The sequence below is a fragment of the Flavobacterium sp. RHBU_3 genome, assembly GCF_046613565.1.
Taxonomy (GTDB): domain Bacteria; phylum Bacteroidota; class Bacteroidia; order Flavobacteriales; family Flavobacteriaceae; genus Flavobacterium.
The window spans coordinates 42291-65840 of sequence record NZ_JBKJHC010000006.1 but is presented as its reverse complement, the minus strand read 5'-3'; the positions used below and the strand labels follow the sequence as shown (position 1 = coordinate 65840).

Sequence of the window (23550 nt, the reverse complement as noted above, 5' to 3'; positions counted from 1 at the left end):
TGTTATATGGAAAATTATCCTTGTTGTGGCTCGGCAGGGAAGTATAGCCATATTGTAGTACCCTCTCCCGGTATGGAGCTGGCGGCAATTTGCCCTTTGTGGTTTTGCATTATTTTTTTACAAAGCGCTAATCCCACCCCTGAACCTTTTTGGTCAGGAATGTCATGCAGGCGGGTAAAAATATTGAATATCTGTTCGGCGTATTTTTGTTCAAACCCTATGCCGTTATCTGACAGAGTAATAACATGGAAAAGTTCGTGTGAACCGTCAAGATACTTCAACCCTTTATGGGTAATCTTTATTTCGGGTTTTCGGTTGGCATCCGAGTATTTTACAGAGTTTGATATTAAGTTGAAGAACAGTTGCTTCAGCAAAAAGGGAATGCCCTGTATGTGGGGTAACCCTTCGGTAACCACATAGGCGCTTTTTTCGTTTAAAGTTTCAGTTATATCTTGTTTAACCTCGTCTATAAGAGCCATTAAATCAACTGTTTCAAAACTGTCGTGGGTGTGGCGCAGGCGGGTGTATTTTAGTATGTCTATAAGCAGGTTTTGCATACGGTTAGCCGATGCATTGATGCGTTTTATAGAATCTTCCACATTTTCCGGCAATGTCTGCTCACGGCTTAGTATCCTGGAAGCCATAAGCTGTATTTTACGCAAGGGTTCCTGTAGGTCGTGCGTGCTTATCCAGTTTATGTTTTCCAGCTCGTTGTTGGTTTCTTCCAGCAGTTCGCTCAGTTTGCGGTACTTTTCTTCTTCCTGAGTAATGATAAGCAGGTTTATTTGTCGCTGCAGGCTGTAAGCATAAGAGGCAGCGGCATCCAGTTCGGGGCGCAGCCATGGTTTACTGATACAGTCTACGATTTCTTTCCATAGCGCAAATGAACGCCTTGGCGAAAGCCCTTTTTCATCTTTTATGATTGACTTTTGCGGGTCGCCCGCCCAGTGCACCTCTGTTTTGCTCTCGGGCCTAAACCATAAGATACAGTTATTACTATCTATATCCAGCGAATGATATATAACCCCCGAAGTGGTTTCGCACTCGCTTTTAAACTCAGGGAGATAGGATGTAATGTTTTCTGTGCTGAAGCTGCCGTTATTGGTATACGTAGCCAGCCAGATGGATAATTGCTTTATTTTTTCGTCAGATGCTGTAAGCCCGTTTTTGTACACCATACCGTTTAACACTATGGCGGTACCGCCGGCGTTTGTTAGGGTAAGCATGTCGATGTTTTCGGTAATTTTATGCAGGTCGCTTTCCTTGTGTAGCGCTATGGTATTTAGCCGTTCAAGCGCAAGGGTTGTTTTTCGGGCATGCTCATATTCCTCAGAAGACTGTCTTACATCAATTTGTGAGGTTATAAAGTGTCCTTGCAATTGCGCTGCAAGCCTTATTTCGGGGCTAAGGTTTTTAGGGGAGTAGTGGTGGCAGGCTATAAGCCCCCACAACTGTTTTTTATACATTAATGATATGGTAAGCGTGGCGCCTACCCCCATGTTTTGTAAGTATTGTACATGTATGGGCGATGTACTGCGCAGTATAGACAGGCTTAGGTCCAGGTTCTTGTTTTCTGCATCATCCTGGGTATAAATAGCTACGGGGGTGTAATTAATATCGGTAATCAGGCGCAGCAGGTTGCGTTTGTACAATTCACGCGCTTGTGGCGGTATATCGGTATGTGGGTAATGTAACCCCAGGAAAGGTTCCAGGTCTTCGCGGCAACTTTCGGCAAATACTTCGCCGTTATAGTCTTTATCAAAGCGGTAAATCATTACGCGGTCGTAACCGGTAATTTTTTTTGTACCCTCAGCTACAAGCTGGCACAGTTGTTTAAGGGTGTGCGTTTCGTGCATATAGCCCAGAAACTGCGAAGTCTGGTCGTACACATCGCTGGCTTCCTGTTGACTAAAACCCTGTGGCTCTCCTTCCAGTACGTAAATATCGTTGTTGTTAAGATGCAGGGTGCATAAAAAGTCGACCCCGCAAAGTTGTAGTTTTAGCAGGGAGCTGCTCAGCATAAGCCCTTTGGCGGCATACTCCGTTAACTTTTTCTCGTTATCATCACCAAAAATTTCGCCAAAAGATTTCCCCAGCAGCTGTGTGTGAAACAGGCTAAGATACTCGGCTGTGTTAGCACTGCAAAAATCGATAATTAGCGATTTTTTTTTCAGGCCAAGCAAAAATCCGTGAGGCTGTATGCTGCCCGGTATGTGTATGGGTTCCTGCTCGCAGTTTGTTAAGTTTACAATATCGCGGTTTACAATATCCCTTATTTTCATAAATTCTTACAAGTTACTATTGTCGCTAAAATGCTTGTGAATTGCTTCAAAAGCATAATTAGCTCCGGCTATAATTTCGTTTACGGCACTATGTTGGTTTTCAAAATCAGACAGGTCAGACAAAAAAGCTTTCCACCGGCTGCCGGTTTCAGTACCGTATCCGCTAAAGTAGGCTGCTCCGCTGGTTTCTGTATGATCTAAATTTTTAGCTATATTTTTCAGGATTATCCTGCCACCTAATGAAGAGCCTTCTATAACGTACAATATTCCCATAGCAAAGGCTGCTGTAGGATTTTGTAATCCGGCAGAAACCGGTTTTTGCATTCCTGTTTTTAACGCTCCCAGCTTTTGCAGGTCGGCTTCAATAAGATGTGCCTTGTTTCGTTCGTTTATGTCATTTACATAGCGTTCCAGTGCCGGAAAAATATTCTCTTCGGCATCGTTCACCACATCATGCATTAGCGTAAGGTAGTGGGCATACTCAGCATTTGTTACGTCGTCTTTAAGTATAGATTCCGATACCGGAAGCGCCTCAAGAGCTGTGTGGGCTTTAGCTGTAGATTGACGCAGGTTTTGTAAAAAGTTTATTTCAGTTGTGGTATTCTCCATGAAGGCTTTTAATAGTTGTGGTATACAAAATTTTTATCGGTAGTTATAAAACTACCCCAGTTTACTGACAGTACATATTCTATAGAATTTTTCAGCTTGTCAAAATCGCCCGATTTTGGCAGATAATATGTAGCGCCAAAGAGCCTTGCCTTTTCTATGATGCTTATATCGTTAGATGTAGAAATCATAATTATGGGCATTAGCCTGTGGGTGTCGTTTTCCCGTACTCTTTTTAGCGTTTCCAGCCCATTCATGCCCGGCATGTTTATATCCAGGAAAATAAGGTAGGGGTGTGGCGGAGGATTATGCAGCGCATGGAGTAAGTCCATACCGCTGTTTTGGGTAACTACCTCATATTGTTCTCCAAGGCTGTCTACAATTTCCCTGAAGAAATCTAAATCTTCCAGGTCATCGTCTGTATAAAAAATGGTTAATCGTTCCATTGTGGGGTGTTGTTTTTAATTATAAACAGCAAGGTGAAGTAACAAATATAATTATTAATACGTCACTAATACTGCAATTAAGAATGTTTAACCTTTTTACAAGCATGTAATATCTTTTTCCATTAGTGAAAAACAAAATATAATCCGCTTCAGTTCAGTGGAGCCGAATGTGTATTTTGTAATTTTACTTAAAATACTATAGCGGTTTCTGCCGTTTTAGGGAAAATAAGTATCTTCACGCCGTTTTTTATCTTTAGCAACTTAGCAAACATTTGCACATGAAAAATATAAAAAGGTTTTACCCTGAATTGCTTGCCGTATTGGGCTTTGTATTGGTTTCACTGTTTTATTTTTACCCGGTTTTAAAGGGAAATAAAGCTTTCTTCCAATCGGATATTGCACAATATACCGGTATGGCCAAAGAGCAAAATGATTTCCGTAAAGCCCATGATGAAGAGCCTTACTGGACAAACAACGCTTTTGGCGGTATGCCTACGTACCAGATGGGGGCAAACTACCCGCACAATTACATAAAAAAAATAGATGCTGCCATTAGGTTCCTTCCGCGCCCGGCAGACTACCTGTTCCTATACTTTTTAGGCTTTTTTATATTGCTTCGCGTACTTAAAATAGATCCGCTAAAGGCTTTCTTCGGGGCACTGGCATTTGGTTTCAGTACCTATATGGTTATTATCCTTGGAGCGGGGCATAATGCCAAAGCCCATACCATAGCCTATATGCCTGTGGTAATTGCCGGTATTATCTTGGTATTCCGAAAGCGCTATATAGTGGGTGGGCTGGTTACACTGCTTGCTACTGCGCTGGAGATAAACGCTAACCACTTCCAGATGACCTATTATCTGCTGTTTTTACTGCTGTGTATAGGTATCTACTACATTGTAGATGTTGCTAAAACTAAAGATTATAAGCACCTTGGTACATCAATAGGTGTATTTGTAGTGGCAGGAATTGTGGCTTTAGGCTTAAATGCTACCAGCCTTATGGCTACATCTGAGTTTACAAATTATAGTATCCGTGGCAAAAGTGAGCTTACTTTTAAAGCCGATGGTACCCCGGTAACATCGGGTGCGGCTATGGATTACAATTATATTACCGAATACAGCTACGGTATAGGTGAAAGCCTTAACCTTTTGGTGCCGAGGCTTTATGGTGGCGGCTCGCACGAAACAGTAAAAGGCGAAAATAAAGTATACGAATACTTTATTAACCTTGGGCTGCCTGTAGATCAGGCAAAACAAATCTCTGAAAATGTACCGTACTACTGGGGCGACCAGCCAATTGTAGAAGCACCTGCTTACATAGGTATAGTTGTGTTTTTCCTGGCGGTATTTGCACTTTTTGCCGATAACCGTAAAATTAAATACGCTTTCCTTGCGGGGGCTATACTAACGCTGTTACTATCTTGGGGTAAAAACCTTTCGGGGCTTACCAATTTCTTCATAGAAAATGTACCCATGTATGATAAGTTCCGTGCGGTGTCATCTATACAGGTAATACTGGAACTGTGTATACCGGTGCTGGCCTTCATGGGGCTGCAAACCTTCTTTAAATTAACAAAAGAAGAACAGTTTAAAAACCTGTGGAAATCTACTGCTGTAGTGGGAGGATTACTGGTTGTGCTGTTTATACTTAAAGGTTCATTTGCATTTGAAAAAGCTGATGATGAAGGCTTTGCAATAAACTATATTTTGGGGCCGGAAGCTTTCCAAAAATACGGAGCCGGTTACATACAGGCGCTTAAAGAAGCCCGTATGGATATGTTTACAGCAGATATTACCCGTGCGTTGTTCTTTGTGTTGGCTGCTGCCGCTGCGTTATTCTTTGCTTACAAACAAAAGCTTAGCGAAACGGTTGCCGTAATTATCGTAGGTGTACTTGCTGTAGGCGACCTGTTTACGGTAGACCACAAATATGTAAACGCCGATGATTTTGTATCGGAAAGTAAAATGACCGTGCCGTTTGAGCCAAATGGTGCTGATGAATTTATCCTGAAAGACGACGGGCATTTCCGTGTATACGAACCGGGAGCCAGGATGCAGGGACGTACTTCATATTTCCACCAGTCGGTAGGAGGGTACAGTGCCGTTCGCCCGCGCAGGATGGACGAGCTGTTTACCTTTACCTTAGAAAGCGGTAAAAAAGATGCAGCTGCACCTATTTATAATAATATCGATGAGCAAACATTAACCCTGAAAAGTGCTGTTCCGGTGCTGGATCTGCTGAATGTTAAGTACCTTATTTTGCAGGGGCAACAGGGAGATTACATTCCGTTAACCAACCCGTTTGCCGCAGGTCCGGCGTGGTTTGTTAGTACTGTAAAACCGGTTACTACGGCAGATGATGAGTTTAAGTCGGTAGAAAAACTGGATGTTAAGAACGTAGCCGTTGTTAATAAGGAGAAATTCCCTGAGGCGGCTGCCAAAACTACTTTTGTAAAAGACAGTACAGCAACCATTAAGCTGGAATCATACGAACCGAACCACCTGCGCTATACTACTAACAACAGCCACGATGGCTTTGCAGTATTCAGCGAAATGTATTACCCTAAAGGCTGGAACGCTACCATAGACGGTAAGCCTGCCACACACTACCAGGCCGATTATACCCTGCGCGCCATGCCGATACCTGCGGGTAAGCACAGTGTAGAGTTTAAATTTGAACCACAGGTAGTAAAAACCGGCAGTACCATTACCCTGATTAGTTTTGTACTGTTCCTGGGCTTGCTTGGTGGCGGTATTTGGTTTGAAAATAAAAAGAGTAAACAACCGGCTCAGGCCTAAGTGATTCTTTAGCATTGAAAGTACTCATAGTTTCATATTACTGGCCGCCTGCAGGTGGCCCTGGTGTGCAGCGCTGGCTGAAGTTTGTTAAATACCTGCCCTCATTTGGGGTGCAGCCGGTAGTGTATATACCTGAAAACCCTACATATCCTTTGGTAGATGAAGGCTTGCTGGCAGAAGTAAGCCCGGATATTACCATAGTAAAACAGCGCATAACCGAACCCTATGCATGGGCTTCCATGTTCAGTAAAGGAAATACCAAAAAGATAAGCAGCGGTATTATCCCCGATAAGAAGAAACAGTCTGCCTTGCAGCGTATAATGCTGTGGGTACGGGGTAACCTGTTTATACCCGATGCGCGTGTGCTTTGGGTAAAACCGTCGGTAAAATTCCTTACAAAATACATTCAGGAGAATAACATAGACACAGTTATTACTACGGGGCCGCCGCACAGCCTGCACCTTATTGGTCTTGGAATGAAAGAGAAACTTGATGTACGGTGGATTGCCGATTTCCGTGATCCGTGGACAACCATTGGCTACCATAAGGAATTAAAGCTAAGTGCTTCCGCAGAAAAAAAGCATAAGGATTTAGAAAAGCAGGTGCTGAACACTGCCGATACCGTACTGGTTACAAGCCCTACCACTAAAAAGGAATTTGAAGCGCTTACCACCAAGCCCATTGCCGTTATAACCAACGGTTATGATGTGGAAAACATAGCTAAACAGCCACTTGACGATAAGTTTACGCTGGCGCACATCGGTTCGTTCCTTAGTGAGCGTAACCCTCAGGCGCTATGGCAGGCAATTAGCGAATTGGTTACAGAAAATGAGGCTTTTGCCCAACGTTTTGAACTGAAGCTTATAGGTGCAGTAAGCCGCGAGGTACTGGACAGCATTGCTCAAAACGGGTTGAATAATTACGTAAACAATCTGGGCTACGTGCCGCATGCTGAAGCTGTGGCGCACCAGCGCAGGAGCCAGGTACTTTTGTTGGTGGAAATAGACCGTGAGGAAACCAAGTGTATTATTCCGGGTAAGCTGTTTGAATACATGGTTTCAGACCGACCTATACTGGCAATAGGTCCTGACGGAGCTGATTTTGCTGAAATAATGCGTACCACAAATACCGGTGTATTTGCCCTGTACAATGAAAAGCAAAAGATAAAAGATACCCTGCTAAAATACTTTACCGAATATCAAAACAACAGCCTTAAGGCTAATGCCATAGGCCTGCAATATTACTCAAGGAAAAACCTTACCGGGCAACTTGCTGATTTGTTGAGGAAAGTATAAAGAATTAAATCAGTCCTGCAATATCTTAAAGAGCTTGCAGGACTGATTTTGACAACACAAATAACTTACCCCTTAGTACCAAACATCTCCGCAATCAACTCATACGAATGCTTGCGGTCTTCAAAGTTTTCTGCCCAGGTGGCTATCATTATTTCGTCTACGTTATACTCTTCGGATAAGGCGGTAATTTTATCTTTCACCACATCGGGTGTACCGGCTATAAAACGGTTACGGTTCCATGCAATGCGTGAGCGTTGGTGCATGCTGTAGTCCATTGCCTTTATTTCCTCAAACGAAGGCAAATCACCTGTAGCACCCATTTCTATGTGCAGCATACGGTAGTCAAACTCCGTAACCCAGTCCTTTACTTTCTGTTCGTCTTCACTGCAAAATACAAAAATGCCTACGTTTACTTTTGGCTCCGGCCATTCCTTGCTGGGTTTAAAGCTGTCGCGGTATACCGCAACCACCTCAGCGCCGCCCACCGGGTTTATAAAATGTGCAAAGGACAATGCCATACCAAAATGCGCTGCAAACTGTGCGCTGCCACCGCTGCTGGTAAGCATCCACAATTCGGGCATTATTTCAGGGATGGGGTAGGCTTTTACCTTTTCGTGTACGGTATCGGGGAGTTCCTCGTTGCGCAGCCACGCACGCACGTCTATGAGTTGTTCGTACAATTCTTTTTCACTAAAATTATTCGCCGGGTTAAGCAACTGAGCCGAAAGCCTGTCGCCACCCGGTGCACGGCCTATACCTAGGTCTATACGCCCGGGGAACAGTGTAGCCAGTATCCCGAAGTTTTCAGCCACCTTAAGCGCGCTATGGTTGGGCAGCATGATACCGCCGCTGCCCACGCGTATACGTTTCGATTTTGAAGCCAGGTAGGGTATAAGCACCTCAGGTGAGGTGCCTGCCACCAGTTTAAAGTTGTGGTGTTCGCTTACCCAATAACGTTCAAAACCCAGTTCATCGGCTAATGCTACCAGTTTACCGGAGTCGGCTAATGCCTCGGCTGCGGTACTGTTTCTGCCTACCTGCGACTGGTCCAGCACGCTTATTTTTATATTTTTCATAGTGTAATCTTCCAAAAGTGTGTGTTTGCAAAATTACATTAAAAAATTTAAATATTTCGATGTGTTTTTTTTATGCTTCGGCAATCTTATCAGCAGCAATAGCCCCAAGGCAGTTTTCAGGGATGTTAAATGCATCAACCAATGGCACGGCATCCTGGCGTATTTCCCAGCAAAGCTGGCTCACCAACTTACGTATAGCCTTGGTTTTTACACCTTCCATATAGCCCTGTTCCAGGTACCATGCTTTGTGCTCTTCAAGCTTGTTCAGGGCAAAGAGTTGGTACAATCCGGTAAGTGCCTCTTTAAGGCTCTGGTCGGTTACGGTTTCCAGTTTCGTTTGGAACTGCTCTAAAATCACCCTGTCCAGGTACGAATCCGATATTTGCAGCATGTGCGGATGCATAATGTTTGCGGCATCAAAAGGCTCTAATCCATCATCGGTAAGTTTCTTAAAACGTTTAGCAGCAGAATTTACCAATTCACGTTCGCGGTATTTAAACGCCTGTAAATGGAATGCAGGGTCTTTAAGGTGGGCTTCATCGGTATTACGGGTTGCAAACGGGTTCTTTTCGGTAATGCCTGTTTTGGCCTGTTCCACCACATAATTAAAAATAGTACTCACGCTCATTTCGCCAAACTGCTTACGGAATTCACCCAGGCGGTTTTTGGCAGTAAGCTGCATCAGTACGGTATTATCGCCCTCAAAAGTGGTGTAAATCTCGGTATCGTTTTTCAGGTCGTCTATGCGGTTTTCGCTCAGGTAACCCTTACCGCCACAGGCCTCGCGGCATTCCTGAAGCGTATTGCGTACATTCCAGGTAGTGTATGATTTAAGCCCGGCAGCCAGGGCTTCAATTTCCTGCATATCGGCTTCGCTGCGGTTTATAAAACGTTTGGTAAGGTATTGCAGGGCAAAGGTAAGCGCATAGGCATTGGCCAGGTACGGCATCAGGCGGCGCTGGTGCATACGGTAGTTGAGTATCGGCACCTCCTGTCCGCTTTCGGGGCCAAACTGCTTACGCTTGTCTCCGTATTTAATGGCTGTTGCAAGTCCTACCTTACCAGCTGCCAGTGCAGAGCGCGGTATACCTATGCGTCCGCCTACCAGCGTACCCAGCATGGTAAAAAACCTGCGGTTATCGCTGGGGATAGGGCTTTCAAATTCGCCGTTCTCATTTACGCCAGCAAATTTATCCAACATATTCTCGTAGGGAATCTCCACGTTATCAAAGGTAATAATGCCGTTATCTACACCGTTAAGTCCCATTTTGTGTCCGCAGTCTTCTATCGTAACACCCGGCAGCGTTTGCTTCTCCTTATTGCGGATGGTAACTATAAATGCATTTACGCCATAGTCCTTACCGTCGATGATAAGCTTGGCAAAAACCGTGGCGGCTTCACCGTGTACGGCAGCATTGCCTATGTATTCCTTACGGTCGTATTTTTCGGGAGTGTGTATGGTAAACGAACGGGTGGCGTGGTTGTAAGTAGCCGTTGTACGGATGTCTTTTACGTTACTGCCGTGGTGGGTTTCGGTCATAGCAAAACAGCCGGGCAGTTCCAGTGCGCCTATGGCAGGCAGGTATTTTTTATGGTGCTTTTCGGTGCCCAGGAACATAACGCTCATGCCCCAAAGGCCAAACTGTACACCAAATTTAATCACAAGGCTCAAATCCTGGTAGCTCAGGGTTTCCATAATGGCAAAGTAGGCCTCCATATCGCCACTGCCACCGTAGGCAACGGGGTAGGCATAGCTGCCCAAACCTTCGTTTGCCAGTACCTTGCACCAGCCCAGTACCTTTTCGCGAAAGGCATTAATATCGCTGTCTACCACAGGGGTAAAATCCTTACGGCTTATGATGCTTTTTACTTTGTTTATTATATCGGAATGGTCGGCATCCAGCAAGGCTGTCATGGCTGCGGGGTCAAACGTATGTTCGGTATTGTGCTGTGCTGTAATGCTTTCTTTTTTCCGGTAAGCCGAAAGCGCATCAACACCTATTATGCCCAGTTGTTGTTCCAGCAGGGCAACGGCGGGGGCTATTTTGGCAATATCCTCATCCTTAACGGCAGTGCGTTCGGCATTGGCTATAAGAATACCCAGATCGGTAAACGATGCCGTTTTCGGGTTGGCCTGCAGTGCAGTATCAATCTTTTCCCTCCAATGGAACAGTTCCGAGCGGGTAGGCGGTACACCGGCATCTATTTTGGATTGCAGAAAGTCTTTCTCGGCTTTGGTAAGCCAGTCCTGTTTATTGATAAAATCGGCTATTGCCTTATATTCTTGGGTAGAAAGTTCGCTGTCCTGCCAGGCGTGGTACAGTAGGGGCAGCAGTATGTTTAGTTTGGGATCGGTGTTAAAAGTTATATCCATTTTTGATTGTAATTGTGCGGATATAAAAATAAGCATTATCTTACGGTAGCCTTTGTAAGGGAGTGTTAAAAAAGATGCTGAGTTGCAGTTATCATGTGGTTACTTCTTAGCGGCTTGGCGCCTTTGGGTGAAATTTTTACCACAAAGGGCGCTAAGGGAGGCACAAAGTTCCACAAAGTTGTTTAAGATTAATATCAGACTAATGAAGGAACACTAAGGCTTTCCTTTGGAAAGCTGAAAAGCACGCGAAGCGATTGGTTTATATATTATAGCCCAAAAATCCCTTCAATCTTAGCCCATTGCAGCAGCATAACGGTTTTGGCATCCTTAATTTCGCCTGTTTTTACCATTTCCATAGCCTTTGTAAAAGGTAGCTCTATAACCTCTATGTGTTCCTGTTCTTCTTCCAGGCCGCCACCGTCGCCGTTTTTGTGGGCATCATTATAGGGTGCTGCAAAAAAGTGTATGGTCTCCGTTACAGATCCGGGCGACATATATACTTCCATAATGCGTGTTACTTCGCCTATAATATACCCGGTTTCTTCCTCGGTTTCGCGGCGTATGTTTTCCTCAGGGCTCTCATTATCCAGCAGGCCGGCACAGGTTTCTATAAGCCTGCCATTAGGGTTGCCGTTATAGTAAGTGGGTATGCGTACCTGGCGGGTAAGTATTACGGTGCCTTTCTCTTTATTGTAAAGTAATATGGTAGCACCGTTTCCACGGTTGTATACTTCGCGTACGCCGGTTACGATTTCTCCGGTAGGGGTAGTGGTTTTGTAGGTTACCTTGGTAAGGGTACCCCAGTTGTTACTAAGCAGTTCTTCGCTTAGTATGGTAATATTTTCGGGCATAACAATCTTCTTTGCAGTAAAGGTAACGGTAAAGTGCGAAAAAACGTACCTGCGTTTGTAAAATTATAAGCTCGCTTTGGTTAACCATAACCTGCCAAAAGTGTAACTTTGCGTTACAAACAAAATACCTGAAGCCATGAGCGACCTGAGCAATTACCGCCGTTCTTACGAAAAGAGCCAGCTTGATGAAACCCAACTGCCCGAAGACCCTATAAACCTGTTTAAAAAGTGGTTTATAGAGGCTGAGGAATTTGGTATATCGGGTGAGGTAAATGCCATGACGGTAAGCACCATGGGACTCGATGGTTACCCGAATTCGCGTGTGGTACTGCTAAAACAGTACACTTACGAAGGTTTTATATTCTTTACCAATTACCTTTCGGATAAAGGCCGCGCCATTGCCGAAAACCCTAATGTATGCCTGTCGTTCTTTTGGCAGGACATGGAACGCCAGGTAATTATAAAGGGGAAGGCTGAAAAGACTACGGTAAATATAAGTGACGGTTATTTTGACAGCCGCCCCGATGGCAGTAAGCTGGGCGCAATAGCGTCGGAGCAGAGTAGTGTGGTGCCATCTCGTGAGTACCTGGATGACAGGCTTGCTACCGTAGAAAAGAACTATGAAGGTAAGGAAATTCCGCGCCCCGATCATTGGGGAGGGTATCTTGTGCGCCCGGTATCAGTAGAATTTTGGCAGGGGAGGCCAAACCGTATGCACGACCGTGTACGCTTCATCCTTCAGGATGACCATTCGTGGAAGGTGGTAAGGCTGGCACCGTAAAACATTTTAACAACTAACTATACCTAATGGAAATATTAGTAATTGCCGTAATAGCAGGTCTCGCTGTTTTAGTGGTTTGCTATTTTTTGTTTAGCGGAAATACCAGTCCTTATATGAGACAGGTTCCCCGAAAGGAAATTACTGATGTAATGGACAGAGAGTATGTAGAAACCTATGGCAAAGTAATACCCATTGGCAAAACACTTATCGCACCGCTTTCAGGCCTGGAGTGTGTGTATTATTGTGTTGAAATTTGGAAAGGAGATCCCAATTATAATAATAGAAGCAAGGGTTTCAGTATAGGTGGCTTTGCGGTAACCAAAGGAACTGGTTATACACGTGCACGTGTTTTAGTTAGAGAACATTCTGAAGAACCGTTTTATATAGAGCATAATGGTGCAAAGGCAGCGGTTTCAGACCCACTGCAAGTCCTTGACAAATATAAAATGATTTATGAATCAGGCTTGTTTGATAATCCTTCGCCTAATGTACTTGCATATCTTCAAAGTAATAATGTTGACTATAAAACCATATTTGGCATAGATATGGCACTTTTTTGCTATGAGTGGATTATACCGGCTGGTTGTTTTATTACACTAAAAGGAAAGGGGTACTGGAAAGATGCAGATAAGGCGGGGCTTCCTTCAAATACTAATAGAGTACTGTCTATAACTAAGGGGGATAAAAAGTATATTTATGTTGGTTTTTTGTAATCAAATCGTTTGACGTAAGATAAAGGATTTTCAAAAGATTGTTTTTTATCATTCAATTTTAAGAGCAAATTAACTGTTTGGCTCGTGTTGTGTTATAAAATTTTGTATATTTAGTAGTATACATTTATAATACGACTCTTATGAAAACCCTTATACTAATCCGTCATGCCAAGTCAAGTTGGGATGCACCCCTTATAGATAAAGACCGCCCGCTGAGTACAAGGGGCATACATGATGCGCATCTTGTAGCGTCTAAAGTAGAGCAGCATTTGCCAAAATCATTTGTAGTGTGGAGCAGTACGGCCCAAAGGGCAAAAAATACGGCCTACATTTTTGCCGAAACACTGCTGATACCTATAGACAATATTAACTTCAGGGACGACCTGTATACTTTTGACCATACTGCCTTGGCAAAAGTGATAAAAACCTGCGATAACCAATTTGATAACTTAATTCTTTTTGGACATAATGACGCTATTACTAATTTTGTTAATACCTTTGGGAACCGCGATGTAGAAAATGTGCCTACATCGGGATTTGTTTCCATGTCGTTTGATACAAACGACTGGAAAGACCTTACCAAGGGTTCGACAGATGTGTTAATTTTTCCAAGAGAATTAAAAAAATATGATCCATCACTCACCGGTTAACCGGTATAACGACAGGGAAAAAAGCTGGCTTGCATTTAACGCCCGCGTATTGCAGGAAGCCGCCGATGAAACTGTACCATTGTTAGACAGACTTCGTTTTTTAGGGATATTTTCAAATAACTTTGACGAGTTCTTCAGGGTTCGCTATGCCGCTATACGCCGCCTTAGCCTTGAAGGTATTACCAGTGAAGAACTTCCGCTTACTGATTCTGCCCACAAATTGCTTGGTGAAATTACCGAGATAGTTATAGAGCAGCAAAGCGAAAGCCTTCGTATACTTAGCCGTATAGAGAAGGAGCTGGAGAAGGAAAATATCTTTATGCTGAATGAAACCCAGCTGAACCGCGAACAGGAACTTTTTGTAAAGGATTTCTTTTTACAAAAAGTAACTAATGAGCTTGTAACCATTGTGCTTAACGACCTAAAGGAATTTCCGTTGCTAAAAGATACGGCAGGTTACCTTGCTGTAAAAATGGTAATGCCTCCTAAAAGGGAAGGGGATACCGATAAAAGGGTGCGTTATGCTATTATAGAAATGCCGCGTACGGTGAGCCGTTTTGTAATACTGCCATCGGTAAATGAGAAGCAGTTTATTATAATGCTGGATGATGTTGTACGATACAACCTGGATAATATTTTCAATATTTTTAAATATGAAAGTATTTCTGCCCACATGATAAAAATTACCCGTGATGCCCAGCTTGATTTGGATTCGGATCAAAGTAAGAGCCTTATGGAAAAAATATGGACGGGTGTTAAGGACAGGCGTATAGGCGAGCCGGTACGTTTTGTATACGATGCAGCCATAGAGGAAGATACCCTACAGTACTTCCTGGAAAAGCTGAATATAGATTCTACAGACAGTATTATACCCGGTGGGCGCTACCATAACCGCAGGGATTATATGGATTTCCCTACGCTGGGGCGTGCCGACCTGCTGAGTCAGCAAAACCCTCCATTGCCTGTAAATGGGCTTTCATTGGAAGGGAATATACTACAGCGCATTAAGCGAAAAGATTATATGGTGTATGCGCCATACCAGTCATATTCTTACGTGATTAAATTCCTTAGAGAAGCTGCGCTTGATCCTAAAGTGCTTAGTATTAAAATTACGCTGTACAGGCTGGCTAAGAATTCGCAGATTATCAGTTCGCTTATCAATGCTGCCAAAAATGGTAAGAAGGTAACGGTGCAGATAGAATTACAGGCCCGTTTTGATGAGGCCAGTAACATTACCTATGCCGAAATGATGCAAACCGAAGGTATTAACCTTATTTTTGGGGTAAAAGGCCTTAAGGTACATAGCAAGATATGTATGGTAGAGCGCCTGGAAAGCGGTAAAATAAAACGTTACGGCTTTATATCTACAGGTAACTTTAACGAGAGTACCGCAAAGGTGTATACAGACGTTACGCTGTTTACCGGACACCAGCAGATAATGAAGGAGGTAAGCAAGATTTTCGACTTTTTCGATGTAAATTACAAGGTATACCGCTATAAGCACCTTATTGTATCGCCACATTATACGCGAAATAAGTTTTATAAACTTATAGATAAGGAAATACTAAACGCTATAGCCGGTAAGGAAGCTTACATAAAGCTGAAAATGAACAGTCTTACCGACTTTAGGATGATAGATAAACTGTATGAGGCCAGCAGAGAAGGCGTGCGCATACAGCTGGTTATACGTGGCATGTGTTGCCTTATTCCGGGGGTGCCGGGCATGAGCGAAAACATAGAGGCTATAAGTATTGTAGACAACTACCTGGAGCATCCGCGTATTTATATTTTTGCCAATGCCGGTAATCCGGATATTTATATATCATCGGCTGATTTTATGACGCGTAACCTCGACTCACGTGTGGAAGTTACCTGCCCTATATATGACGAAGATATTAAGAAAGAAATGCTGGATACCTTTGAAATAGGGTGGAAGGGTAATGTTAAGGCAAGGCTGCACAGTGAGGGTATGGAAAATAAGTACCGTAAAAAATCTAATGCCAAGCCATTCCGTGCACAGCATGAAACCTATAATTATTACCGTAATAAGCTGGAGGTAATTTATACCACTGTAAGCCCTGAGGGTACAGAAGAATAAGAAGTTTTTTTTAGATACGACCGCATTACATGATTAGTTTAAAGAAATACGCCGCTATAGATATTGGATCTAACGCCATGAGGCTGTTAGTAACAAATATTGTAGAAGCGCCCGGAAAAGAAACCGCGTTTAACAAAGCTTCACTGGTACGTGTACCCATTCGTTTGGGGCAGGATGCTTTTACCGTAGGTGAAATTACCGAAGAAAATATAGAGCGTATGGTAGATGCCATGAAGGCGTACCGACTTCTTATGAAAGTGCACAAGGTAGAACGCTATATGGCTTGTGCTACTTCGGCTATGCGTGAGGCGTACAACGGACAGGAAGTGGTAGACATTATTCAGCGTGAAGCGGATATAAAAATAGATATTATAGACGGTAAAAAGGAGGCGGCGATTATTGCCGCAACCGATTTGCACGACTTTTTAAAACCGGGGCAAAATTATCTTTTTGTAGACGTAGGTGGCGGAAGCACTGAGTTTTCATTATTTGCTGATGGGAAGATAGTGGCGTCTAAATCTTTTAAGAACGGCACCGTGCGCCTGTTAAACAACATGGTGAACGATGTGGTGTGGCAGGAAATAGAAAAATGGATAAAAGTAGTAACTGAGCCGTATGAGAATATTAACCTCATAGGCTCGGGTGGAAACATAAACAAGCTGTTTAAACTTTCGGGTAAAAAGCAGGATAAGCCACTGTCTTACTTCTATATACAAAGCCAGTACCAGCAGCTAAGCAGTATGAGTTACGAACAGCGTATTACTGATTTAGAGCTTAACCCGGATCGTGCCGATGTAATTATACATGCTACACGTATTTACCTTAATGCCATGAAGTGGAGTGGCGCAAGGAATATCTTTGTACCAAAAATAGGATTGTCAGACGGTATAGTTAAAGCTATGTACCATGGCACTTTATAAAAAAGTGTTAGCGTTTGGTTAGGGTTTTAGCTTACTCTCCAGTTCGTTTAAAATCTCGGTGGTTAATGGTTTAGAGCTAAAGCTTACGCCTCGCTCTTCGGCTGTTTTCATGTCATCGGGATTTTCAGATGTACTAAGCATGGTAATTACAATGCTTTTTCGTTGTTTTTCGTCCAGTTTAAAGTATTCATCTAAAAACTCCCATCCGTTCATTCCGGGCATGTTAATATCAAGGAAAATAACTTCAGGTACTTCGTCTGATTGATTTTCCTTTATGGCCTCAAGAGCTTCTTCGGCCGATAAATACACGATAACTTTTATGTCGTCGTTGTGTTTTTTTATAGCCCTTTCATGAAAAAAGTTGTCAATCTTATTATCATCAATAAGCATGACGGTTTTTATATTAGTGTCCAATCAGTTTTTTTTTAGTTGAAAAATTTAATTACCCCAATGTAAATTTAAACGTTGTTCCGGTATTTTTAATAGATTCTACCGAAATTTTTCCATTATGTAGCTCAACTATTTTTTTACAATTGGCCAAACCTACTCCGTATCCCCCCTGATTGTTGATGTTTGTACCTTTATAAAACATTTTAAAAATGTTTTGTTGCTGTTTTTCTTCTATGCCCACACCGTTATCAGATATTTCTATCTCGGTTTGTTTTGTTGCAGGGTTTATGGTGTAACTAATGCCTATAAATGGTGTTTCGCCTTTTTTTGTAAACTTAATAGCGTTGTGTATCATATTCTGAAAAAGCCTTTGTATTTCAGATTCATGCCCCATTATTTCGGGGAGTTTACTATTTACTTTAATCTCTGCGTTTGATTCTTTGATTAATAATTCCAAATTTTTCATTGCCTGTTGCAGGCAGTTGTCCAGGCTAAGAGGTTCTTCTTTGGTGCCGGCGCCTATACGGGCATGGTCCAGCAGGTGCTTTACTAATTTACTCATTCTTTCGGATGCATTGTTCATATCTTCAAGATACATCTTTAGTTGTTCATCCAGCTCCGGATAATCCTCCTGTATAAGCATTATGTAATTTCGCAGTGTACGCAGAGGCTCTTGCAGGTCGTGGCTTGCTATGTATGCAAATTGTTCTACCTCTCTGTTCTTTATAAGTAGCTGCTGGTTTTTGTCCAGTATTATTTGTTGGTAATTTTTTCTGTCAGTAGTGTCTATAATTGAGGCTACTATAAGCCTTTCCGAATTTATTTTTACTGAGTTAAGGCCAATTTCTACGGGAATTTCATAGCCGTTTTTATGAAGCGCAGTAAGATCGTCGTTTCCGCCCATTTTTCGTTTTATGGGTTCGTCTATGTACTTCATTCTGTGTACTTCATGGTTTTTTCTGTAAGTGTTTGGTATCAGCATATCAATGCTTTTACCGGAAAATTCTTCCTGGTTGTAACCAAAAAGTTCTTCACACTGTTTATTAGCCAGTACTATTTTGCCTTTTGTGTCTACTATAATAATACCGTTTGGCGTGGTTTCAAAAACCAGCTTAAACTTTTCTTCAGCATATGCCCTGGAATCTTCAATAGTATTTAATTGCATAGCTATCCTCGATACGAAGATGGACACTACAAGTATAAACGTAAGTACGGTTATGCATAGTGCCATTTCAGGCTCAAAAAGATTCATTTTATGAGCTATAAGCCTCAGGTATCCCATGAATATGGCAAAACCTATAATTTGCAGCAACAGTCTTCTTACAAGGTAATTTCCTAATTTGTTTCCTACAAACAGGCTTAAGTAACCTGAGAGTGGATTTAGTAACGCTGCAGATATGCTTAGTAAAAAAGTGTTTAAAGCAGTAGGGAAGGTAACCGGCGAAGAAAAATTTAAATGCTGTAGTGCAGGCACATTAAATAAGTAGCCTATTAGAAGTACGAATGAAAAAATGGTGACTAAGCCTAAAATAATCTGCGCAATTTCTTTTGCGAACTTTTTTTTAAATGTTGAAACAACAATACCCACAACGGTTAAAAAAATTAAAACCGATGAAAATGGTGCTGGCCTGCCTGGGTGGAGAACATCATGTGCCCTGCCAATAGTATCATTGATAACTAATTGGTCTATCCATAGGTTAATATTCCAAACATCTTCTGTAAAAGATATTAGTGCTATGAATAAAGGTAAAATAAGTAATAAGAGTGCCCTTTTTTGTGCATTTTTATGCAGTAGGTATAAGGCAGCACTTAAGCTTAATAAAGCTATAATAGTATTTAATTTTATGGACACCAAACCAACGCCAAATGTGGTAAGCATTTCGCTGTTTAGTAAAAGTCCTATAGCGCAAACAACACCTGAAAAAAATGAAATTATTGTAAAGGAAATTCCTAATTTCCTACAAAACATTTTAAAGGCCGTACTCATAAATAGGTCGAATTAAATTAGCCGGATACTTTAAAATTAGATTATAAAATCAAATTATGATTTTTAAAAAGGGGAATAGCTATTTAGTAACGTTGAAAGGTAAAAAAGTGTAGACGAATTATTCTTCTGTTAAATGTTTTGAGATTGTAAACCTGAATGTACTTCCCTCTCCCAGGTGGGATTCCACCCAAATTTTCCCATCGTGCATTTCTGCAATTTTTTTGCAGTTGGCCAGCCCCACACCATAGCCTTCATAATCTTCCCTGCTGTTAAGTCTTTGAAAAATGTTGAATATATTATTATAATATTTTTCATTAATACCTATCCCATTGTCTGTTACATAAAACTCATGTTTGTCTTCGTCGTTATCTGCATTGTATCCTATATTTATTTTACAGGGCACATCTTTCCTGCAAAATTTTATGGCGTTGTTTATAAGGTTCTGAAATAATTGCCTTAGTTCTGTTTCATAGGCTACTATTTCGGGTAGTGGGGTATCATAGTAAATTTCTACAGATGATGTAGAAATAAGTCCCTTAAGGTCGGCTTTTACCTCACTAAGTATTGTGGCTGTATTTGTTACGCCCAAATGTTTATTGTTTCCTATAAGACCATATTTCAGCAGGTGCCTTATAAGCCTGCTCATACGAGTTGTGGCCTGTTGCATCTCGTCTATATGCATATTTATCTCTTCGGTCATAATTTCCGGATATTCTTCCCTTAATAACTCAATATAATTAGACACTGTACGCAAAGGCTCTTGTAAATCATGCGAAGCTATATAGTTAAATTGCTCCATTTCCTGATTTTTTATTTTAAGTTCGCGTAGTTGGTCTTTTATAATACGTTCGTTTTTTTTACGTTCGGTTATGTCTACAACTATGGCAAGCCCTACCAGGGTTTCTTCGGTTTTTAGCGGGGTAAGTCCCAGTTCTATAGGAAATTCATGTCCGGTTTTATCTATCGCGTATAGTTCTGCTTCAGAGCTGTATTTTCTTTGTGAAGGATGTACAAAAAAACGCTTTCTCTTTTCGGGATGAGATGCCCTGTATCGTTCCGGGAGCAGCATTTCTATTCTTTTTCCTATCAGTTCATCTTTTGTATAGCCAAACAGCCTCTCAGTTTCTTTATTGGCTAGCAGAATTTTTCCTTTTTCGTCGGCTATAACTAGAGCGTTAGGCAGGGCTTCAAATACACTGTTTAATTTATCTGCTTCCACCTTCATTTTATACTCCATAGAGTTTAATTTTTTTGATGTTTGCCATATAAATCCGAGACAGATAATAATAATGAGCACGGTAAATATGAGCGAATTTGTTTGCCTGAACATAAGCCGGAAATGTATGGTATAACTATCCAGGAAACTAACTACAAGCATGGCTGCCGATATTTTTATGAATAATTTCCGTGCCATTATATTGCCTATGCCTGTACCTGTAAACAAGCGTGTAAGCCCATAACGATAATTCTGCAGGCTGGCTGCTATAGAAAAAAGCACAAAACAAACAGCGGTGTGTACCGCCATGGGGTTGTATCGGTTGTACGAATAAACATCCTGAAGGTTAAAAATATACCCTAGTAGTTCTAATCCTGAAACGAATGTAACGGTATGCAGCAGGTATTGCGAAATGGTTATAAGCTTTGGTCTATTACTGTTTGCCAGTAATAGCGCCAGGCCCGAAAACAGGAAGCAGGATGAAGTATAGAAGGATATTTTTCCCTGTAGTATATATTTTTCCCTATTTTCCCACAAACTATACATTAGTTCTGATAGAATATTACCCTGTACAAAGTTTTGTTCTAGCCCTACAGTTCCTAATATAACCGCAGACAAAGCCATGATTTGCCCAACTAACTTATATTTATGCAACGAATTTGCAAAATTAATTATCAGTGAAAAGGAAAGTAAAATAAGTACTACAGCCGTGCTTATTTTCATAGTAGTGTAACCCGGTATTACACTTTTAAGGTTTTCATTATCATAAAACCAGCCAACAAGTGAAAGCAGGCTGAGGATTATAATGGCTATAGCCGAATAAAATGCAGCATACTTATAGCGCAGTAAGAGTGTTTTCATGGTCGATTTTGATAGTAAGATTTATGTCTGGGATGCTGGTGCAGTATAAAATTAGTAAAAAAAACTCAAAAAAATGACAGTTATGGAATATTCAGAAAACAATTATGTCAACTTGTCATAAGTTTTCTGCCATTTTACACAGTTTTGCACGGTATGGTTTACTGGCACAATCATTGACTAATAGAAAGCGTACTGAGTAAAAATTAAGAGAAACAAAAAAATAACTATATAACAAGATGAGTAAGATAATAGGAATCGACTTAGGAACAACCAACTCTTGCGTAGCCGTAATGGAAGGCGGTGAGCCGGTTGTTATTGCAAATGCCGAAGGAAAAAGGACCACACCATCGGTAATCGCTTTTGTTGAAGGAGGCGAAATTAAAGTGGGCGATCCTGCAAAAAGGCAGGCGGTAACTAACCCAACAAAAACCATAGCTTCTATTAAGCGTTTTATGGGTAATAAGTATACCGAAAGTGCAAAAGAAGCTTCTACTGTAGCTTACAAAGTGGTAAAAGGTGATAACGACACCCCACGTGTAGATATTGATGGCCGCCTATACACTCCGCAGGAGCTTAGCGCCATGACGCTTCAGAAAATGAAAAAAACAGCTGAGGATTACCTTGGACAAACTGTAACAGAAGCGGTTATTACTGTTCCTGCTTATTTTAATGACGCTCAGCGCCAGGCTACTAAAGAGGCCGGTGAAATTGCAGGTCTTAAAGTAAGAAGGATAATCAACGAGCCTACAGCAGCTGCGCTTGCTTACGGCCTTGATAAAGCAGGTGTTGACCAAAAAATCGCTGTATACGACCTTGGTGGTGGTACATTTGATATCTCTATCCTTGAGCTTGGCGACGGTGTATTTGAAGTACTTTCTACTAATGGTGATACACACCTTGGTGGTGACGACTTCGACCAGGTAATCATTGATTGGTTAGCAAACGAATTTAACAGCGAAGAAGGTGTAGACCTGCGCAAAGACCCAATGGCACTGCAACGTCTTAAAGAAGCTGCTGAAAAAGCTAAAATTGAGCTTTCTGCCTCTGCACAAACTGAAATAAACCTGCCGTACGTTACTGCAACTGCTTCAGGGCCTAAACACCTTGTAAAAACACTTACACGTGCTAAGTTTGAGCAACTTGCTGACGATCTTGTACAGCGTTCTATGAAGCCGGTGGCTAAGGCGCTACAGGATGCAGGCCTTAAAACATCTGATATTGATGAGGTTATCCTTGTAGGTGGTTCTACACGTATACCACGTATACAGGAAGAAGTAGAGAAATTCTTCGGTAAAAAACCTTCAAAAGGTGTTAACCCGGATGAGGTTGTGGCTATTGGTGCTGCAATTCAGGGTGGTGTACTTACCGGCGACGTTAAAGATGTACTACTTCTTGACGTAACCCCGCTTTCACTGGGTATTGAGACTATGGGTGGTGTAATGACTAAGCTTATCGAGGCTAACACTACAATCCCTACCAAGAAATCTCAAACATTCTCTACTGCTGCCGATAATCAGCCATCAGTAGAAATCCACGTGATTCAGGGTGAAAGGCCAATGGCTGCTGATAACAAAACTATCGGACGCTTCCACCTTGATGGTATTCCTTCTGCACCAAGAGGAGTTCCTCAAATCGAGGTAACCTTTGATATAGATGCTAACGGTATCATCAAAGTATCGGCTACAGATAAAGGTACAGGTAAATCACACGATATCCGTATAGAGGCTTCTTCAGGTCTTACACAGGAAGAAATCGAAAGGATGCGTCGTGAAGCTGAAGAAAACGCTGAAGCTGACAAGGCTGCAAAAGAAAAGGTTGAAAAGCTTAACGAAGCTGACGCTATGATTTTCCAGACAGAAAAACAACTTTCAGAATTTGGCGATAAGCTTTCTGCAGGTAACAAAGCTGCTATTGAAGCTGCACTTACAGAGCTTAAAGCTGCTTACGAAAGCAAAGATGCTGCTACAATACAGCCTGCTCTTGATAAGATAAATGAAGCCTGGAAAAACGCTTCTGAAGAGCTTTACAAAGCCCAGGCCGAAGGTGCCCAGGGTGGTGCCCAGCAAGCTGAGCCACAAGGCGCCGAAGGTGAGAACGTTCAGGACGTAGATTTTGAAGAAGTAAAATAATTAGTGCTAAGAAATTAGTATTAAGTATTAAGATAGAACGCCCCGCAATTTGCGGGGCGTTTTGTTTTGCTCAT

18 protein-coding genes are annotated in these 23550 nt (G+C 42.0%); 9 read left to right on the top strand and 9 right to left on the bottom strand.

Annotated elements, in window-relative coordinates; genetic code table 11:
• Positions 1-14: 14 nt before the first annotated feature.
• Genes ACLI1A_RS09940 through ACLI1A_RS09930 form a run of 3 tightly spaced genes read right to left on the bottom strand, consistent with a single transcriptional unit; the run spans position 15 to position 3334 of the window.
• Positions 15-2282 (bottom strand): ATP-binding protein, encoded by a 2268-nt coding sequence (locus tag ACLI1A_RS09940; RefSeq protein ID WP_411408502.1) that lies wholly within the window; start codon positions 2280-2282, stop codon positions 15-17.
• A 6-nt stretch (positions 2283-2288) separates the two neighbouring features.
• Positions 2289-2891, bottom strand: coding sequence for a biliverdin-producing heme oxygenase (locus ACLI1A_RS09935; RefSeq protein ID WP_411408501.1), 603 nt, complete (start codon positions 2889-2891; stop codon positions 2289-2291).
• A gap of 8 nt (positions 2892-2899) precedes the next feature.
• Positions 2900-3334 (bottom strand): response regulator, encoded by a 435-nt coding sequence (locus ACLI1A_RS09930; protein ID WP_411408500.1) that lies wholly within the window; start codon positions 3332-3334, stop codon positions 2900-2902.
• A gap of 278 nt (positions 3335-3612) precedes the next feature.
• On the opposite strand from ACLI1A_RS09930, the gene ACLI1A_RS09925 reads away from it, so the two are divergent.
• Positions 3613-6135 carry a YfhO family protein gene (locus tag ACLI1A_RS09925; protein ID WP_411408499.1) on the top strand — a complete coding sequence of 841 codons (2523 nt, stop codon included), beginning with the start codon at positions 3613-3615 and terminating at the stop codon, positions 6133-6135.
• Positions 6136-6149: 14 nt separating this feature from the next.
• Entirely contained in the window at positions 6150-7430 is a 1281-nt protein-coding gene (locus tag ACLI1A_RS09920) for a glycosyltransferase family 4 protein (protein ID WP_411408498.1), read from the top strand.
• 65 nt (positions 7431-7495) lie between these two features.
• Here the strand turns inward: ACLI1A_RS09920 and ACLI1A_RS09915 are convergent, their stop codons facing one another.
• The 3 genes from ACLI1A_RS09915 to nudK form a co-directional block, all read right to left on the bottom strand.
• Complete coding sequence (locus ACLI1A_RS09915) at positions 7496-8506, bottom strand: LLM class flavin-dependent oxidoreductase (protein WP_411408497.1); 1011 nt, start codon at positions 8504-8506, stop codon at positions 7496-7498.
• 70 nt (positions 8507-8576) lie between these two features.
• On the bottom strand, positions 8577-10880 hold the full coding sequence (locus ACLI1A_RS09910; RefSeq protein WP_411408496.1) for an acyl-CoA dehydrogenase: 2304 nt from the start codon (positions 10878-10880) through the stop codon (positions 8577-8579).
• Between the two features lie 266 nt (positions 10881-11146).
• The gene (gene nudK, locus ACLI1A_RS09905; RefSeq protein ID WP_411408495.1) at positions 11147-11731 is read right to left on the bottom strand and encodes a GDP-mannose pyrophosphatase NudK; all 585 of its coding nucleotides are present in this window, start codon (positions 11729-11731) and stop codon (positions 11147-11149) included.
• A 136-nt stretch (positions 11732-11867) separates the two neighbouring features.
• Between nudK and pdxH the strand changes: the two genes are divergently transcribed.
• From pdxH to ACLI1A_RS09880, 5 genes are all read left to right on the top strand, one after another.
• Positions 11868-12512, top strand: coding sequence for a pyridoxamine 5'-phosphate oxidase (gene pdxH / locus ACLI1A_RS09900; protein WP_411408494.1), 645 nt, complete (start codon positions 11868-11870; stop codon positions 12510-12512).
• Between the two features lie 26 nt (positions 12513-12538).
• On the top strand, positions 12539-13225 hold the full coding sequence (locus ACLI1A_RS09895) for a hypothetical protein (protein ID WP_411408493.1): 687 nt from the start codon (positions 12539-12541) through the stop codon (positions 13223-13225).
• A 140-nt stretch (positions 13226-13365) separates the two neighbouring features.
• Complete coding sequence (locus ACLI1A_RS09890) at positions 13366-13875, top strand: SixA phosphatase family protein (protein WP_411408492.1); 510 nt, start codon at positions 13366-13368, stop codon at positions 13873-13875.
• Complete coding sequence (gene ppk1 / locus ACLI1A_RS09885) at positions 13853-15973, top strand: polyphosphate kinase 1 (RefSeq protein ID WP_411408491.1); 2121 nt, start codon at positions 13853-13855, stop codon at positions 15971-15973. The genes ACLI1A_RS09890 and ppk1 overlap by 23 nt, the downstream gene beginning before the upstream one ends.
• A 29-nt stretch (positions 15974-16002) precedes the next feature.
• A complete protein-coding gene (locus ACLI1A_RS09880; RefSeq protein WP_411408490.1) occupies positions 16003-16893 on the top strand; it encodes a Ppx/GppA phosphatase family protein in 891 nt (296 codons plus the stop codon).
• Positions 16894-16911: 18 nt separating this feature from the next.
• On the opposite strand, the gene ACLI1A_RS09875 is transcribed toward ACLI1A_RS09880, so the two are convergent.
• Positions 16912-17307 (bottom strand): response regulator, encoded by a 396-nt coding sequence (locus tag ACLI1A_RS09875; RefSeq protein WP_411408489.1) that lies wholly within the window; start codon positions 17305-17307, stop codon positions 16912-16914.
• A gap of 28 nt (positions 17308-17335) precedes the next feature.
• Positions 17336-18757: a sensor histidine kinase gene (locus tag ACLI1A_RS09870; protein WP_411408488.1), complete on the bottom strand. Its 1422-nt coding sequence runs from the start codon at positions 18755-18757 to the stop codon at positions 17336-17338.
• Between the two features lie 37 nt (positions 18758-18794).
• On the opposite strand from ACLI1A_RS09870, the gene ACLI1A_RS09865 reads away from it, so the two are divergent.
• Entirely contained in the window at positions 18795-19286 is a 492-nt protein-coding gene (locus ACLI1A_RS09865; RefSeq protein WP_411408487.1) for a hypothetical protein, read from the top strand.
• Between the two features lie 102 nt (positions 19287-19388).
• Here the strand turns inward: ACLI1A_RS09865 and ACLI1A_RS09860 are convergent, their stop codons facing one another.
• Positions 19389-21347 carry a sensor histidine kinase gene (locus ACLI1A_RS09860; protein ID WP_411408486.1) on the bottom strand — a complete coding sequence of 653 codons (1959 nt, stop codon included), beginning with the start codon at positions 21345-21347 and terminating at the stop codon, positions 19389-19391.
• A gap of 236 nt (positions 21348-21583) precedes the next feature.
• Between ACLI1A_RS09860 and dnaK the strand changes: the two genes are divergently transcribed.
• Entirely contained in the window at positions 21584-23476 is a 1893-nt protein-coding gene (dnaK, locus tag ACLI1A_RS09855) for a molecular chaperone DnaK (RefSeq protein ID WP_411408485.1), read from the top strand.
• The last annotated feature ends 74 nt before the right edge of the window (positions 23477-23550 follow it).